A 15288-nucleotide genomic window follows, 5' to 3' on the forward strand; every position below is an offset into this window, starting at 1 on the left:
TTTTAATGAAAAATAGAATCTTAATTCCCTTTTATACATTCTTATTCGTCTTTTTTTATAGTTGCAACAACGAAGTCGAAATTCCAAAATTGGCATGTACACAACCTGATTTGATCCTAAATCAAACCGTTCAAAAAGTGAAGGACATGTCAGGTTCAGTTCCTAAACAATACAGTTATAATGATGTAATTGAGGCATACGTTGTATCAAGTGATCAAGAAGGGAACTTTTTTAAGGCCATTTCATTTCAAACCTTGGCAACGCACCAAACACCAGCAATAGGATTCAGTATTCCGGTTGATGTTTCAAACTCCTATATTGATTTTCGTATTGGAAATAAAGTTTACATAAAACTTAAAAATCAGTTTACAGATCTGTATTTTGAAGGTTTACGCATCGGAAGTTTGTATGTAAGTAATGCCGGAGATCCAACAATTGGGAGGGTTTCGCAAAATGATTATAAAAATGTATTAAACGCTTCCTGTACTATTATTGATGAAAGTCAATTGGTCCAGACGGTTTCTATCGAAGAAGCATTAAACGAAAGCAAACTCAATACATTAATAGAATTAACAAACGTGCAATTTACAGAAGCAGCAATTGGACGTCATTATTTTGAAGAATCAAATAATGTTGGAGGTTCTACAAATTGGAATTTAAGAGATAAAACAGGTAATCAAATTATATTCAGGACAAGTGGTTACGCCAGTTTTGCAGATCATTTTGTGCCCGAAGGAAGTGGAAAAGTCAGAGGGATATTGACAAAATTTGGATCAGACTATCAACTGATGATTAGATCAGAAAAAGATGTGGAAATGAACGGCAAAAGAAACATTCCATTTTTTGATGAAGATTTTCAAACGGTAAAGAATAATGTGAATTTTGCTTTGCCGGGTTGGAGTAATATTGTGCAAAAAGCTTCAAAATTATGGAAAAGCATGTTGTATGCCGGAAACGGATATGCAGAGTTTAATACAACAAGTACAACAGCTGCCGAAAATATTGCATGGCTCGTAACTCCAAAAATAAACTTAGGCGATTATAAAAATGTGGTATTCTCTTTTAGAAGCGCGCAGCATGATTTAAAAGTGGATTCTCCGTTGAATTCGTTAGAAGTTTATGTGTCAACAGACTTTAACGGATCAAGTGTTACTAAAGCAAATTGGACAAAACTAGAGGCTAATTTTCCATCATTGTCAACGCCTTCCCGACAGTTTATAAGCTCAGGGGGAATTGATTTGTCTTCGTATTCAGGAAATATTCATATTGCATTTAAGTACATCGGATCTGGAAAAGATAAAACCCTTAACGGTGCTTTTATGGTGGATGATGTTAGAATTTTTGGTGAAAAGTAGGTTCTGTTTTCTTTAAAAATATATTTAAAGTGTTGATTTTTAGATAATAATTTAATAGTGTACTGTTTTTGAGATTTAAACTGTTAAAATTTGATAGAATTTTGTATTTTGGTCATCCCAAACTAATACAAATACTACATGAAAACCTACTTTATCGCCATCATGATGATGGTTTTACCATGCATGCTGCACAGTCAGGACAGCCCCGTTCGATTAAAACAAATTAACATTGTTAAAACAAATTATCAAAACTCTAAAGATGGAGAAATCGTAAATAAAACAGTTGTGTTTAAAGACGGAAAAATCCAGACTATTACCACTTCAGATGTTATACAGCATTTCTTTTACAATCCTAAAGGATTGTTGGATATGACCGTAAAAGACAAAGTTGGAAGTGATTGGAAAGAAGTCGTAAACTACTCTTACGATGCAGATAACAACATTACAAAATTTGTAAAGAAATATCAGGAAGGACCTGATTATATTACTAAAGTTGTAACCTTTGCTTATGAAGGTGCAAGGATAAAAGTAACAACAAAAAAAAGTACAAATCATCAGAATTTAGTTGATGATATCGAATATATCGTCGAAAATGGGATTATCGTAAGACGTACTTCACGTGATAGAAATAAAGCAATTATTGGTAAAATCGAATATGTTTATACCAATGATAATGTTGTAAAACATAAAGGTTTGGTTGGAGATAAAATTTCTAAAACCTATACTTTCGATGACAAAAAATCTGTAGATCAGTTAATTGTTCAAAGCCTTTTTGGGGATAATTATAAAGTAATTGTACCGATGATTTCTTATCATGAAGATGAATTTAGCTTTGAAGCAATCTCTTATAATAACGAAGTAAACTTTAGTCCATCGTCTACAGTTTTAGTTGCTGTAAGCAGAAAATACAAATACAATAAATTAAATTTTCCGATCTCATGTTCTCAAATTGAAGAAAATGGAATCGTAAAAACTGAAAAAACATTTATTTACGAATAATTTTTGTCTTTCGACTTAATTAAAAACCATTTAAAAATTAGATTTTATTGAGATTAAGTTCTTGATATTTTTAATTTTTAGATGGTTTCTGTTTTTAGACAACATGATAAAGTGCTAATAAGAACTTAAAAAAGAAATTCTATAAGTGTTAGTACCTTACAAATCATTAAATTTGCACCTTATTCAAAGCTATGTTAGAAAAAGAAGTTATAAATTTTGAGAGAACAGCCATTGTTGGTATTGTAACTCAAAATCAAAGTGAGGAAAAACTTAACGAATATCTGGATGAATTGGAGTTTTTGACTTTTACCGCTGGAGGTGAAGTTATTAAACGCTTTTCGCAAAAAATGGAGCGTCCAAACCCAAAGACTTTTGTTGGAACAGGAAAAATAGAAGAAATCAATCTTTTTGTAAAAGAACATGATATATCGACTTTAATATTTGATGACGAATTATCACCATCACAGCAAAAAAATATTTCTAAAATTATAGATTGTAAAATCTTAGACAGAACCAATTTGATTCTGGATATTTTTGCGCAAAGAGCCGAAACTTCATACGCAAGAACTCAGGTTGAGTTGGCGCAATGTATCTATTTATTGCCAAGACTTTCGGGATTATGGACACATCTTGAGCGTCAAAAAGGTGGTATTGGTATGCGTGGTCCCGGAGAAACGGAGATCGAAACAGATAGACGTATTGTACGTGACAGAATTTCGTTATTGAAAGATAAAATCGAAACGATCGATAAACAAATGGGTGTTCAACGAAGCAATCGTGGTGCTATGGTACGTGTTGCATTAGTTGGTTATACCAATGTTGGAAAATCGACTTTGATGAATGCCGTAGGTAAAAGTGATGTTTTTGTTGAGAATAAATTATTTGCGACTCTGGATACCACGGTTCGAAAAGTGGTTATTAAAAACTTGCCATTTTTGCTTTCAGATACAGTAGGTTTTATTAGAAAACTGCCAACACAATTGGTTGATTCTTTCAAAAGTACACTTGATGAAGTTCGCGAAGCCGATTTATTGTTGCACATTGTAGACATTTCGCATCCTGATTTTGAAGATCATATTGAATCTGTAAATCAGACTTTGCAGGATATAAAAGCACATGAAAAACCTGTTATAATGGTTTTTAATAAAATCGATGCTTATAAACATTTGACGATTGATGAAGATGATTTGATGACAGAAAAAACACCAAGACATTATACACTTGATGAGTGGAAAACAACTTGGATGCATCGTTTAGGCGAAGATAATGCATTGTTTATTTCGGCTACGAACAAAGAGAATTTTGAGGAGTTTAGAGAAAGAGTTTATGAAGCTGTTCGTCAGATTCATATCACGAGATTTCCTTATAATAAATTCTTGTATCCGGATTATAAAGATGCAATCGAAAAAGAAGAAGAACAAGATGAAGAATAAATAGAAATTTTTACCACAAAGAGGGCAAAGATTTTTATATTAAAGTATCTCCATAAAACACAAAGTTCGCAAAGCTAATTTTACATATAGCTTTGCGAACTTTGTGTTTAATAAGCGCAATCTACGAATAAGACCTTTGCGCTCCTTGCGGTAAAATACAGTTTCAGATTAAAATCCGAAATTAACTCCTAAACCAAACACTTCTCTGGTTTGAAAACCTTGAAAAGCGTTGTCATCATAAATTGCCTGAAAGGATAAGTTAGCAGATAAAAATTTATTTACTTTCATGACAATATTCAGCGAGTAATTAATGTCTACGTTTTGAGGATCTTCTAAATAGTTAGAATATAAATTCAGAATATTTTCGGCGGTCACGTTGGTCATAATGGCTAATTTGTAATAAACAGAGGCATAGAAACCCAGTTCATAACGCATCGTTTTATTTGCGTCTACGCCAAAATAATCTCCACTAACATATGGTAAACCAGTTGCCTGATCGATACCTGAAGTATAAGCACCATCTACAAAAGTGAATTTTGAAGTTAGAGGTGCAAAATTTATTTTTAGATTATCATCTTTTGTCCAGTAAATACCTGGGCCAGTAGTTAGATAGCCCGGAGACATGAATTTTGTGTTTTCGGTTCTGATTTCTTTTCCGTTCGCATCTTTGCCATATAAATAACCAGTTGTAAACTGAGTTCTAAAATTTAGAAAATAAGAATAATACCATTGACCAAAAGCTTTTTTTCCAACAATTGAATTGAATTCAAAGCGGTCATCAGTTTTCTTTTCGAAGTCAGCATTTTTAGTTTGTAAAAGACCGTAAGAGGCTAAAACCTTGTTATCCCAGGTAAGATCGTTTTTTTTATAATTGAAATCATAGTTGATTCCTAAAGTACCTGAAAAACTATCTTCACCACCTGCAACCCAATTGTTGAAGCTTGACTGATTTAACAAAAGTGAGACTGTTCCTTTTGCTTTCCAGCCTTCGCCCTCGATAGTATCATTTATTTTCTTGACTGCTTTTTCTGTATTCTGAATTAATTCTTTTTCTGAATTTTGGGCTTGAACAAAAGTTAAGTTCGCTAAAACGAAGAGTAATAAAGCTAGCTTTCTCATGGTTTTTAATTTAAGTGTATTAACAAATATACTAAAAACCGTGAAAAGGTGTAGGATTTATTGTCTATAAAAGGAAGTTATTTCTTAGATTCTTTGTATAAAGGTACTGCAGAACAAGCTTCGCCATACATAATGCTTCTTGCAAATGGCTGTAAGTAAGTTGTAGCCAAAATATACGCTCGCATTGGAACTGGCTTTCTGGAACACCCTTTTACAATAACAGGTTTACTTTTGTATGCAGAATAATCAATTGTAGGCAAGATTTCTTCGTATAAACTAGAGTCAAGATCTTCGATTGTTCCATTTACTACTTTTTTTGCAAATGGAGCTAATTGTACGGCTACTAAAATTAATGCCCAAGCAGGAATTATAGCATCTGTACTGCAATTTACTGCCACATATTGATCCTGATATTGTGACCAATCGTGATTTTTTAAATGCTCTCTAAAGTCTTTTTCTTTCAATAAAAAACCTTCTAAAAGCCATTGCGAAATATCAATTTGCACACGAGCTCCTTTTGGATAATAATCCTCAAGATCGAAAACCTCTAATGCGCTATTGGCAACTTTATTAATGATTTCTTCCATATGAAAAATGGTTTCAAGTTTAACGTTTCAAGTTTCAAGTTCTGTAACGTGAAACTTGAAACGTTAAACCTGAAACAAATATTAAAGCATTCCTAATTCTAATTTTGCTTCTTCGCTCATTAAATCTTTACTCCAAGGCGGATCAAAAGTAATTTCAACATCAACATCTTTTATGTTTTCAATTGTTTTTACTTTTTCTTCAACTTCTCTCGGTAAACTTTCCGCAACTGGACAGTTAGGAGACGTTAAAGTCATTAAGATTTTTACTTCGAAATCAGTATTTACCATTACGTCATAAATCAAACCTAATTCGTAAATATCTACAGGAATCTCTGGATCGTAAATGCCTTTTAAAACTTTTACAATTGATTCTCCTAATTCGTTTGTGTCTATTTCTTGTTCCATTTTTTTTTGTGTTTTACCATATAAGTATATAAGCTCATTTAAGCATTGCACTTATTATTATATGGTTATTCTTTATTTGTTAATCTTCTAACCAACGGTATAATTCGTTGATATATGTTTTTTGACCTTCGTGATAAATATTTGTAACATTGAAATTTATCATTAATCCTATTGGGGATTTTAAAAGCTTCATGTATGACATTAATTTTGCAATATGAATTGGTATGATTTGATTGACCGCTTTCAATTCAAGAACTAAGCAGTTTTCAATAAATAAATCACATCTTAAATCAGATTCCAATTTTAAGCCTTTATATTCAACCGGAATTATTAATTCAGATTGAAAATTAATTCCTCTTAGAGATAATTCCTTAATCATACATTTATGATAAATATTCTCTAAAAGTCCGGCTCCAATATTTTTATGAACTTCAATTGCGGCTCCATTTACATGGTAAATTAAATCAGTCAAATATTTCTTTGTAATCATGCTTTCTTAGCAAGATATAAAAATAAAAAGAAAGATAAAACTTACTTTAATTGTTTTTTACTATATAATAGAACTTCATTTAACAGCAAACTTAAATGTTCTTTATTTTGTTTGCAAAGTAAACACAAAGCTTATATTGTCTTATATAACTTATATGGTTTAAAAGTTTAGTTTTTGTTTTTTGAATCAAAAGCCAAAGCGTACATTTTGATGTTTTTAATCATCGAAACCAATCCGTTTGCACGAGTTGCTGACAAATGTTCTTTTAAACCAATATCGTCAATAAATTGAGTGTCGGCATTTATAATATCTTCAGCTTTTTGATTAGAGAAAGCACGAATTAAAATTGCAATAATCCCTTTGGTTAAAATGGCATCGCTATCTGCAGTAAAAACAATTTTATCATCGTTTTGTTCACCTTGCAACCATACTTTTGACTGACAGCCTTTGATTAAATTATCGTCAGTTTTGTATTCTTCTTTGATTAACGGAAGACTTTTTCCTAATTCGATGATGTATTCATAACGCTGCATCCAATCATCAAACATCGAAAATTCGTCTATTATTTCGTTTTGTATTTCTTTTATTGTCATAATTATTCTTTCGTAAAATCCAGTAGCAAATTTACCAATTTTTCTATTTCCTTTGGAGGATTGCCATTGTCGAAACCTTTAGTTTCATATGTTTTCTGATTCTGGACAACTTTTAAGTTTGCAATTGCAGCGCCATCATAAAAACGTTTTTCACTTGGAGCTTTTAAAGTTGGAATACTTTCTAAGTTAACCTTTGAAAATTCTGTTGCAATTTGTTTCCATTTTGCGTCGCTTATTTTGCTTTCTACTGCTTCGGTATTTTTACCATTTATAATAGAAACTGTTTTATTTTGAACCATTATCTTTTTGTAAAGACCACGAGACATTGCAGAATATTCTATTTGTGTACTTGTCATATCGGCTGTTTTTTGACTTGAACAACTTGTCCCGATGAAAATCGTTAAGAGCAATAAAGATAATATTTTCATATAAAAGAGTTTTTTTAGCTTAACATGGTTTTTGCTTTTTTAACCGCTTCAACCATTGTATCAATTTCTTCGATTGTATTGTAAAAAGAAAATGAAGCACGAATAGTTCCCGGAATACAGAAAAAATTCATGATAGGTTGAGCACAATGATGTCCGGTTCTAACGGCAATTCCTAATTTATCGATAATTGAACCAATATCATAAGGATGAATTCCGTCAATATTAAACGAAACCACAGAAGCTTTATTTTTTCCGGTTCCGTAAATTTTCAAACCTTCAATTTCTAACAAACGCTTTGTAGCGTGCGCTAATAGTGCATTTTCTTGTTCCTGAATATTATCAAAACCAATGTTGTTTAAATAATCAACAGCAGTTCCTAAAACAATTCCTCCAGCAATATTTGGAGTTCCGGCTTCAAATTTATGAGGAAGATCAGCATAAGTCGTTTTCTCGAAAGTAACTTCTTTGATCATTTCTCCACCACCTTGATAAGGAGGTAATTTGTTTAACCATTCTTCTTTTCCGTAAAGAATTCCAGTTCCGGTTGGACCACACATTTTATGTCCTGAAAAAGCATAAAAATCACAATCTAAATCCTGAACATCCGGTTTTAAATGCGGAACTGCCTGAGCGCCATCAATCAAAACGGCTGCGCCAACAGCGTGTGCTTTTTCAATAATATATTTGATAGGATTTATGATTCCTAATGCGTTCGAAATATGATTTACGGTTACAACTTTAGTTTTCTCAGAAAGTAAAGCATCAAAATCTTCGATGATCAATTCACCATTTTCATTCATCGGAATAACCTTAAGTGTAGCTCCGGTTTTCTCACATAACATTTGCCAAGGCACAATATTGCTATGATGTTCCAATGAAGAAACTACAACTTCGTCACCAGGTTTTAAAATAGAAGCAAAACCATTTGTTACAAGGTTGATTCCGTGCGTTGTTCCCGAAGTAAAAAGTACTTCATGCGAAAATTTAGCATTAATATGATGTTGGATTTTCACTCTTGAAATCTCATAAGCATCAGTTGCCAATTGACTTAATGTATGAACGCCACGATGAATATTGGCATTGATTTCCTGATAATATTTTGCGATTGCATCGATCACAATTTGTGGCTTTTGCGAAGTTGCGCCGTTATCAAAATAAACCAAAGGTTTTCCGTTTACTTTTTCCGAAAGTATCGGAAAATCAGCTCTTATTTTTTGGATGTCTAACATGTCTTATTTAGAAAAATTCTATTTACAAAAGTACTAAAACTAAATTGTTTTATGCGGCTATTCGATAATTTCCTTTTATGGTGCCATCAATTAGAAGCTGATATATTGATTCCGTAAAATTTGATTCTGTTTTCTAAATATTCTGAGTTATAATTCTAAATTGACTCATAATATCGTGAACATAAATTAATTATATTGCATTAAAAACATCTAACTATAATTATGAAAAAATTTCTCAAATTACTTGCGCTTGTTTTAGTTCTTGCATTTCTGTATTTTGGATTCACAACTTATCCGAAATTGGATTTGATTTCCGGCTTTTCAGCCAAAAGTATTGCGTCGGGGCATTTTTTAGATCATAGATCGAAAGAATTAATCGAGAAAACCGACAATGATATTGATATGATTGATTTGGCAACAAATACAATTAATGATGCCGGAAAATTTGCAACTTCAAATGTTTATGGTTTAAAAGAGCGAAAAGCAATTTATCGTGAAGGACTTGGAGCGACTTTAATTAATGATGATTATGATGTTTCGAAACCTTATTTGCTTCCAAAGAGAACCAAAATGGTAAATAATCTTCCTTTTCCTTACGGGAATAATGAACCGAAGGATTCTGCTTTTTCGAATGTTGATTATTCAAAATTGAAGAAAGCCATTGATGATTCTTTCGATAAAAATGGAGGAAAGGCAAAACGTACGCGCGCTGTTGTAGTTTTATATAAAGATAAATTGATTGGCGAAAAATATGATACTGGTTTTAATAAAGACAGTAAAATTTTAGGTTGGTCGATGACAAAAAGTATTACAAGTTCTGCTTTTGGAGTTTTAGTCAAACAAGGAAAAATTGATATTTATAAACCGGCTCCAATTGCCGAATGGAAAAATGATGATCGTAAAATTATCACGATAAATGATTTACTTCACATGAATTCCGGTTTAGAATGGGAAGAGAATTACAGCACGATTTGCGATGCTACAAAAATGCTTTTTCAGGCCGAAGATATGGGGAAAGTTCAAATGGATAAACCGGCACAATTCAAACCAGACACACATTGGAATTATTCTTCAGGAACGACGAATTTATTATCCAGAATTTTAAGAGCACAATTTAAAACGCAACAAGAGTATCTTGATTTTTGGTATAGCGCCGTAATTGATAAAATCGGAATGAATTCGATGATTGTTGAACAAGATATGTCGGGAACTTTTGTTGGTTCGTCATACGGATGGGCAACACCGCGCGATTGGTCGAAATTTGGATTATTATATCTCCATAAAGGAAATTGGAACGGTGAGCAAATCTTAGACGAAAGTTGGGTAAAATATACTGCAACTCCAACGAATACTTCGGAAGGTAAATATGGGGCTCAATTTTGGTTAAACGCTGGAGGAAAATTCCCGGATGTTCCTAGAGATATGTTTTATTGCAGCGGATATCAAGGTCAAATGGTGGCGATTATTCCATCTCTGGATATGGTAATCGTGAGAATGGGAGTGAAGGAAGAAGAACCTGGATTTGATTTTAATGGTTTTTTGAAGGGGATAATTTCTTCGGTTAAAAAATAGTTTTATGAAGTATAAATTAAACCATGAAATTAGTTTTTTATACCGTTTAGTTTTTAAAATAATTTTTATAGGGTCATTGGGATTTGTGATATATAGTATATTGATTGAGGAAGTTTCGGCAATTATTTCTTGTGTATTGCTTTCTTCTTGGGGTTTCTTTTTAAATAAAAGATTCAAGAGATTTAAAACAATAGAATTTGATGAAAATGCTATTTATTTCGATGATATAAAAATTGATTTAAAGAATATAGAGAAGATAGGTATGGGGAAAATTATATTCAAAGCGACTTTAGAAGAGAAACCGATAAACTTTTTTTATTCTCCTCTTTTTGATAGTAATTTTAATTTGCTAAAAACTTTTCATCAAAAACAAATTTAACCGCAAAGAACGCAAGGTATAAAAGCGCAAAGGTCGCAAAGTTTAAAACTAAACTTTGCGACCTTTGCGTAATTCTTTGCGAACCTTGCGGTTAAACAATTTTACAAATCAAATCCTAAATTCACGCCTAATTTCATGGCAATGATTTTAGTAATTCTTTGTTTTAATTCCGGTATTTTGATGCTTTCAATAACGGCATTTGAGAATGCGTACATCAATAAAGCTTTAGCTTCTTTTTTCGGGATTCCACGAGATTGCATGTAGAACATTGCAGTTTCGTCAAGTTGTCCAACTGTACAACCGTGAGAACATTTTACGTCATCTGCAAAAATTTCTAATTGTGGTTTTGCATTGATAGTAGCTTTATCACTCAATAAAATGTTGTTGCTTTTTTGGAAAGCATTTGTTTTTTGAGCTTCTTTTTCTACCAAAACTTTTCCGTTGAAAACTCCTGTTGAACGATCAGAGAAAATTCCTTTATAATCCTGGAAACTTTCGCAATTTGGCGTTGCGTGGTTTACCAAAGTATAATGATCAACGTGTTGTTTGTCATTTAAGATAGAAATTCCGTTAAGCGTACTTGTCAATCTTTCACCAAAGTGATAAAAATTTAAGTTGTTACGCGTAAGATTTCCTCCAAAAGAGAAAGTGTGCACATAAGCATGACTTTCTTGTTGTTGCGAAACGTAAGTGTTGTCAATTAAATTGGCTTCACTATTATCGTTTTGAATTTTGTAATAATCAACTATCGCACGTTTTTGAGCGAAAATCTCTGTAACCGAATTGGTTAAAACTGGATTTTCATTCAAACTTTGGTGACGCTCGATAATTTGAACATGTGAATTTTCGCCCACAATAACCAAATTTCTTGGCTGAACCATTAAAGCAGCTTCGTTTCCTGTAGAGAAATACATAATCTCAATTGGCTTATCTGCAACTTTTTTCTTCGGAATATTGATAAAAGCTCCTTCGCTTGCAAAAGCAGTATTCAATGAAGTCAAGCTGTCATCTTTACTTGCGATTTGATTAAAGTAAGTATCAATAATCATTTTATATTTTGGTTTAGTCAATGCCGATGACATCAAGCAAACATCGATTCCGTCATGTGTTGTAGAAGACAAATGCGAACTAAAAACGCCATCGATAAACACTAATTTATAAGTGTCGATTTCGTGTAAAAAGTATTTTTTTACCTGATTAAATTCGATTGCATTTTCTTGCTTAGGAAAAACCGTAAAGTCATTTTTTAAGATGGCGTTTAGCGATGTATATTTCCAAGCTTCTTCTTTTTTGGTTGGGAAACCTTTATTTTCAAAGTTTTTTAAAGCATTTGTGCGTATGTCGTGTAAATCTGAATGTACATCGACACGCTCTTCAAAAGCCATAAAAGACGATACTAATTTTTCTTTTAAATCCATTTTGTTTTTGTTTCCTTCGGTGTTTCAGGTTTCAAGTTTCAGGTTGCCTGTTGTGACTTAATTCCTTTGAATCCGTATTGTTTCAGTTTCAGGTTTTCTACTGAAACTTATTTCCTTTGAAATCTTTTTTATTGAGATAAGTAATAAAGTTTTTTATTTTACCACTTAAATTTCCGTAATCTGTTTTTAAAGCTTCAAATTTTTGCTCCGAAATATATTCAAAATCAAAAACTCTATAAAGCTGAGATCTTGTTTCTCCTGCAGAACCTTTTGCTATTGATAGAAATTGTCGAAACTCTAAATTCCCGTCTCTTTCAAATCCTTCAGCAATATTATCCATCACTGAGCCAGAAGAAGCTTTTATTTGATTTTTAAATCTGAGATCTGATCTTAACTCTGTATGAACTGCGATAAGATGAACTTCTTTCGCTAATCGTCGAGCTTCTTTCCAAATTTCTAAATCCTCAAATCTGTTAATTGTTGCCATATTTCTGTTTTTTAATTTTTAAGTTTAAACCTACAAATGTAGCTCAACTTGAAACTAAAAAAACATGAAACTTGAAACAAATTTAATTCTCCGCTTTAATCCAGTCGTATCCTTTTTCTTCCAATTCGTAAGCTAATTCTTTTCCGCCTGATTTTACGATTCTTCCGTTGTAAAGAACGTGAACGAAATCCGGAACGATGTAATCTAACAAACGTTGGTAGTGTGTGATAACGATAATTGCGTTTTTCTCGCTTTTCAATTTGTTAACTCCATTAGCAACAATTCTTAAAGCATCGATATCAAGACCAGAATCGGTTTCGTCAAGAATAGCTAATTTTGGTTCTAACATTGCCATTTGAAAAATTTCGTTTCTTTTTTTCTCTCCTCCTGAAAAACCTTCGTTTAAAGAACGAGATAAAAATTTACGATCGATTTCTAACAATTCAGATTTCTCACGAATTACTTTTAGCATTTCGTTTGCAGGCATTTCTTCCTGACCATTTGCTTTACGAGTTTCGTTGATTGCAGTTTTCATGAAGTTAGTCACACTTACTCCAGGAATTTCTACAGGATATTGAAACGAAAGGAAAACTCCCTTGTGTGCTCTTTCTTCTGGAGCAAGATCAGCAAGATCTTCTCCGTCAAGGAAAACTTGTCCGTCAGTAACTTCGTAGTTTTCGTTTCCGGCAATTACAGCCGAAAGTGTACTTTTTCCTGAACCGTTTGGTCCCATGATAGCGTGTACTTCGCCAGCTTTAACTTCTATATTAATTCCTTTAAGGATTTCTTTATCACCAATTGAGGCGTGAAGGTTTTTTATTGATAACATTGTTTTTTTTATTTTATATAAATGTCAATTCTATTTTTGTTGTTTGGTTTAGGATGTTAGCATTAAAATGCGCGTGTCCTAAATATTCCATGCCTAAATAATCGGCTGATTTTTTGAAAGGAATGTAAAAACTTTCTTCAATTTCATTGTCGTGTGAATTTGATATCACGCCAATTTTCTTTCCTCTAAGTTTTCTTCCGGTTTCTTTTTCAATTCGGATTAAATCCGAAAAGCGATCAAAGAAAACCTTCATTATTCCGCTCATATTATACCAATAAATTGGCGTTGCAAAAATTAAAGTGTCGTACTGTTCAAGTATTCTTCTTATTAAAGGAAGAAAGTCATCCTCTTTGTTTTTGCTTTCGTAATCATAATAAGAAATATTATAATCACTTAAATCAATTACATCGATTCCGGTATCTTTAGAAATTTCATCCACAATTCGGGTTGTGTTTCCGTTTTTTCTGGATGAACCTAAAATGATTACTTTTTTACCTTCCATTTTGCAATTAACCTACAGATCCTTCTAAAGAAATCTCTAATAATTTTTGAGCTTCAACAGCAAATTCCATTGGTAATTTGTTCAATACATCTTTACTGAAACCATTTACAATTAAGGCAATCGCTTTTTCAGTCGGAATACCTCTTTGGTTGCAATAAAAAACTTGATCTTCTCCAATTTTACTTGTAGTTGCTTCGTGCTCTATTTTAGCCGATGGATTTTTACTTTCGATATAAGGGAAAGTATGTGCTCCACAATTATTCCCCATTAAAAGAGAGTCACATTGTGAAAAGTTACGTGCATTTTCAGCTCTTGGGCTAATTTGCACTAATCCACGGTAACTGTTTTGTGATTTACCAGCCGAGATACCTTTAGAAATAATAGTCGATTTAGTATTTTTACCTAAATGGATCATTTTAGTTCCCGTATCAGCTTGTTGGTAATTATTGGTAACGGCGATTGAATAAAATTCTCCTACCGAATTATCTCCTTTTAATACACAAGAAGGATATTTCCAGGTTACAGCAGAACCAGTTTCTACTTGTGTCCATGAAATTTTTGCGTTTGTTTCGCATAAACCTCTTTTGGTTACGAAGTTATAAACTCCACCTTTTCCTTCTTTGTTTCCAGGGAACCAGTTTTGAACGGTAGAATATTTAATTTCGGCATCATCCATAGCGATTAATTCAACTACCGCAGCGTGCAATTGATTTTCGTCACGACTCGGCGCAGTACAACCTTCAAGGTATGATACGTAACTTCCTTCGTCAGCAATAACAAGAGTTCTCTCGAATTGTCCTGTTCCTGCCTGATTGATTCTGAAATAAGTTGAAAGTTCCATTGGGCAACGAACGCCTTTTGGAATATAACAGAAACTTCCGTCAGAGAAAACGGCTGAGTTTAATGCTGCATAGAAGTTGTCTTTTTGAGGTACAACAGTTCCTAAATATTTACGAACTAATTCCGGATGTTCTTTTATAGCTTCTGAAATTGGACAGAAAATAATTCCTTTTTCAGCCAAAGTTTTCTTGAAAGTAGTAGCTACAGAAACAGAATCGACAACAATATCCATTGCGACATTGTTCATCATTTTTTGTTCATCAACAGAAATTCCTAACTTTTTGTACATTTCAAGAAGTTCCGGATCTACATCGTCTAAAGTTTTGCTTGGATCTACTTGTTTTGGAGCAGAATAGTATGAAATAGCCTGAAAGTCTGGTTTTTCATAATGAACGTTTGCCCATTCTGGCTCGATCATTTCTTTCCATGCACGAAAAGCCTCGATGCGCCAATCGGTCATCCATTCTGGTTCTTCTTTTTTAAGAGAAATAGCTCTTACGATATCTTCGTTTAAGCCAATAGGGAATGTATCTGATTCAATATCAGTGTAAAATCCGTATTCGTATTCTTTAGTTTCGAGTTCGATTTTTAAATCGTCTTCAGTGTATTTTGACATTTTTTAG

17 protein-coding genes are annotated in these 15288 nt (G+C 32.7%); 5 read left to right on the forward strand and 12 right to left on the reverse strand.

Translation table 11 applies throughout. The features are described from left to right. The first annotated feature begins 5 nt into the window (after positions 1 to 5). From CLU81_RS13390 to hflX, 3 genes are all read left to right on the forward strand, one after another. The gene (locus CLU81_RS13390; protein WP_099710268.1) at positions 6 to 1355 is read left to right on the forward strand and encodes a DUF5689 domain-containing protein; all 1350 of its coding nucleotides are present in this window, start codon (positions 6 to 8) and stop codon (positions 1353 to 1355) included. A gap of 138 nt (positions 1356 to 1493) precedes the next feature. Continuing rightward, a complete protein-coding gene (locus tag CLU81_RS13395) occupies positions 1494 to 2354 on the forward strand; it encodes a hypothetical protein (RefSeq protein ID WP_099710269.1) in 861 nt (286 codons plus the stop codon). A gap of 191 nt (positions 2355 to 2545) precedes the next feature. Continuing rightward, entirely contained in the window at positions 2546 to 3787 is a 1242-nt protein-coding gene (gene hflX / locus CLU81_RS13400) for a GTPase HflX (RefSeq protein WP_099710270.1), read from the forward strand. Between the two features lie 168 nt (positions 3788 to 3955). On the opposite strand, the gene CLU81_RS13405 is transcribed toward hflX, so the two are convergent. The 7 genes from CLU81_RS13405 to CLU81_RS13435 all read right to left on the reverse strand — a co-directional run bounded on the left by CLU81_RS13405 (position 3956) and on the right by CLU81_RS13435 (position 8638). Continuing rightward, positions 3956 to 4906 (reverse strand): DUF3078 domain-containing protein, encoded by a 951-nt coding sequence (locus tag CLU81_RS13405; RefSeq protein WP_099710271.1) that lies wholly within the window; start codon positions 4904 to 4906, stop codon positions 3956 to 3958. A 77-nt stretch (positions 4907 to 4983) separates the two neighbouring features. Next, positions 4984 to 5493: a DUF2480 family protein gene (locus CLU81_RS13410; RefSeq protein ID WP_099710272.1), complete on the reverse strand. Its 510-nt coding sequence runs from the start codon at positions 5491 to 5493 to the stop codon at positions 4984 to 4986. Positions 5494 to 5574: 81 nt separating this feature from the next. Further along, positions 5575 to 5898 (reverse strand): SUF system Fe-S cluster assembly protein, encoded by a 324-nt coding sequence (locus CLU81_RS13415; protein ID WP_099710273.1) that lies wholly within the window; start codon positions 5896 to 5898, stop codon positions 5575 to 5577. A 79-nt stretch (positions 5899 to 5977) separates the two neighbouring features. Then, entirely contained in the window at positions 5978 to 6388 is a 411-nt protein-coding gene (locus CLU81_RS13420; protein ID WP_099710274.1) for a GxxExxY protein, read from the reverse strand. Positions 6389 to 6555: 167 nt separating this feature from the next. Continuing rightward, entirely contained in the window at positions 6556 to 6981 is a 426-nt protein-coding gene (locus tag CLU81_RS13425) for a SufE family protein (RefSeq protein WP_099710275.1), read from the reverse strand. A 2-nt stretch (positions 6982 to 6983) separates the two neighbouring features. Then, the gene (locus CLU81_RS13430) at positions 6984 to 7409 is read right to left on the reverse strand and encodes a hypothetical protein (protein WP_099710276.1); all 426 of its coding nucleotides are present in this window, start codon (positions 7407 to 7409) and stop codon (positions 6984 to 6986) included. Between the two features lie 14 nt (positions 7410 to 7423). Beyond that, positions 7424 to 8638, reverse strand: a complete 1215-nt coding sequence (locus CLU81_RS13435) for an aminotransferase class V-fold PLP-dependent enzyme (protein WP_099710277.1) — start codon at positions 8636 to 8638, stop codon at positions 7424 to 7426. A 222-nt stretch (positions 8639 to 8860) separates the two neighbouring features. On the opposite strand from CLU81_RS13435, the gene CLU81_RS13440 reads away from it, so the two are divergent. After that, entirely contained in the window at positions 8861 to 10210 is a 1350-nt protein-coding gene (locus CLU81_RS13440; RefSeq protein WP_099710278.1) for a serine hydrolase, read from the forward strand. Between the two features lie 4 nt (positions 10211 to 10214). Further along, entirely contained in the window at positions 10215 to 10589 is a 375-nt protein-coding gene (locus tag CLU81_RS13445; RefSeq protein ID WP_099710279.1) for a hypothetical protein, read from the forward strand. 101 nt (positions 10590 to 10690) lie between these two features. Here the strand turns inward: CLU81_RS13445 and sufD are convergent, their stop codons facing one another. The 5 genes from sufD to sufB form a co-directional block, all read right to left on the reverse strand. After that, positions 10691 to 12007, reverse strand: a complete 1317-nt coding sequence (gene sufD, locus CLU81_RS13450; RefSeq protein WP_055097568.1) for a Fe-S cluster assembly protein SufD — start codon at positions 12005 to 12007, stop codon at positions 10691 to 10693. Between the two features lie 97 nt (positions 12008 to 12104). After that, positions 12105 to 12494, reverse strand: a complete 390-nt coding sequence (locus CLU81_RS13455; RefSeq protein ID WP_099710280.1) for a four helix bundle protein — start codon at positions 12492 to 12494, stop codon at positions 12105 to 12107. 82 nt (positions 12495 to 12576) lie between these two features. After that, complete coding sequence (gene sufC / locus CLU81_RS13460) at positions 12577 to 13323, reverse strand: Fe-S cluster assembly ATPase SufC (protein ID WP_055097564.1); 747 nt, start codon at positions 13321 to 13323, stop codon at positions 12577 to 12579. 13 nt (positions 13324 to 13336) lie between these two features. Beyond that, the gene (locus CLU81_RS13465; protein WP_099710281.1) at positions 13337 to 13825 is read right to left on the reverse strand and encodes a flavodoxin family protein; all 489 of its coding nucleotides are present in this window, start codon (positions 13823 to 13825) and stop codon (positions 13337 to 13339) included. A 7-nt stretch (positions 13826 to 13832) separates the two neighbouring features. After that, on the reverse strand, positions 13833 to 15281 hold the full coding sequence (gene sufB / locus CLU81_RS13470; RefSeq protein WP_099710282.1) for a Fe-S cluster assembly protein SufB: 1449 nt from the start codon (positions 15279 to 15281) through the stop codon (positions 13833 to 13835). Positions 15282 to 15288: the final 7 nt, after the last annotated feature.

The sequence above is a fragment of the Flavobacterium sp. 9 genome (assembly GCF_002754195.1).
In the GTDB taxonomy this organism is placed as follows: domain Bacteria; phylum Bacteroidota; class Bacteroidia; order Flavobacteriales; family Flavobacteriaceae; genus Flavobacterium.

What these genes read in the sequence shown, in the direction of transcription:
- CLU81_RS13440 (WP_099710278.1), top strand. Translation starts at nt 8,861, where the DNA reads ATGAAAAAATTTCTCAAATTACTTGCGCTTGTTTTAGTTCTTGCATTT.
- sufC (WP_055097564.1), bottom strand. Translation starts at nt 13,323, where the DNA reads ATGTTATCAATAAAAAACCTTCACGCCTCAATTGGTGATAAAGAAATC.
- CLU81_RS13445 (WP_099710279.1), top strand. Translation starts at nt 10,215, where the DNA reads ATGAAGTATAAATTAAACCATGAAATTAGTTTTTTATACCGTTTAGTT.
- CLU81_RS13410 (WP_099710272.1), bottom strand. Translation starts at nt 5,493, where the DNA reads ATGGAAGAAATCATTAATAAAGTTGCCAATAGCGCATTAGAGGTTTTC.
- CLU81_RS13420 (WP_099710274.1), bottom strand. Translation starts at nt 6,388, where the DNA reads ATGATTACAAAGAAATATTTGACTGATTTAATTTACCATGTAAATGGA.
- CLU81_RS13395 (WP_099710269.1), top strand. Translation starts at nt 1,494, where the DNA reads ATGAAAACCTACTTTATCGCCATCATGATGATGGTTTTACCATGCATG.
- CLU81_RS13390 (WP_099710268.1), top strand. Translation starts at nt 6, where the DNA reads ATGAAAAATAGAATCTTAATTCCCTTTTATACATTCTTATTCGTCTTT.
- CLU81_RS13455 (WP_099710280.1), bottom strand. Translation starts at nt 12,494, where the DNA reads ATGGCAACAATTAACAGATTTGAGGATTTAGAAATTTGGAAAGAAGCT.
- CLU81_RS13425 (WP_099710275.1), bottom strand. Translation starts at nt 6,981, where the DNA reads ATGACAATAAAAGAAATACAAAACGAAATAATAGACGAATTTTCGATG.
- CLU81_RS13465 (WP_099710281.1), bottom strand. Translation starts at nt 13,825, where the DNA reads ATGGAAGGTAAAAAAGTAATCATTTTAGGTTCATCCAGAAAAAACGGA.
- CLU81_RS13430 (WP_099710276.1), bottom strand. Translation starts at nt 7,409, where the DNA reads ATGAAAATATTATCTTTATTGCTCTTAACGATTTTCATCGGGACAAGT.
- sufB (WP_099710282.1), bottom strand. Translation starts at nt 15,281, where the DNA reads ATGTCAAAATACACTGAAGACGATTTAAAAATCGAACTCGAAACTAAA.
- CLU81_RS13405 (WP_099710271.1), bottom strand. Translation starts at nt 4,906, where the DNA reads ATGAGAAAGCTAGCTTTATTACTCTTCGTTTTAGCGAACTTAACTTTT.
- sufD (WP_055097568.1), bottom strand. Translation starts at nt 12,007, where the DNA reads ATGGATTTAAAAGAAAAATTAGTATCGTCTTTTATGGCTTTTGAAGAG.
- CLU81_RS13435 (WP_099710277.1), bottom strand. Translation starts at nt 8,638, where the DNA reads ATGTTAGACATCCAAAAAATAAGAGCTGATTTTCCGATACTTTCGGAA.
- hflX (WP_099710270.1), top strand. Translation starts at nt 2,546, where the DNA reads ATGTTAGAAAAAGAAGTTATAAATTTTGAGAGAACAGCCATTGTTGGT.
- CLU81_RS13415 (WP_099710273.1), bottom strand. Translation starts at nt 5,898, where the DNA reads ATGGAACAAGAAATAGACACAAACGAATTAGGAGAATCAATTGTAAAA.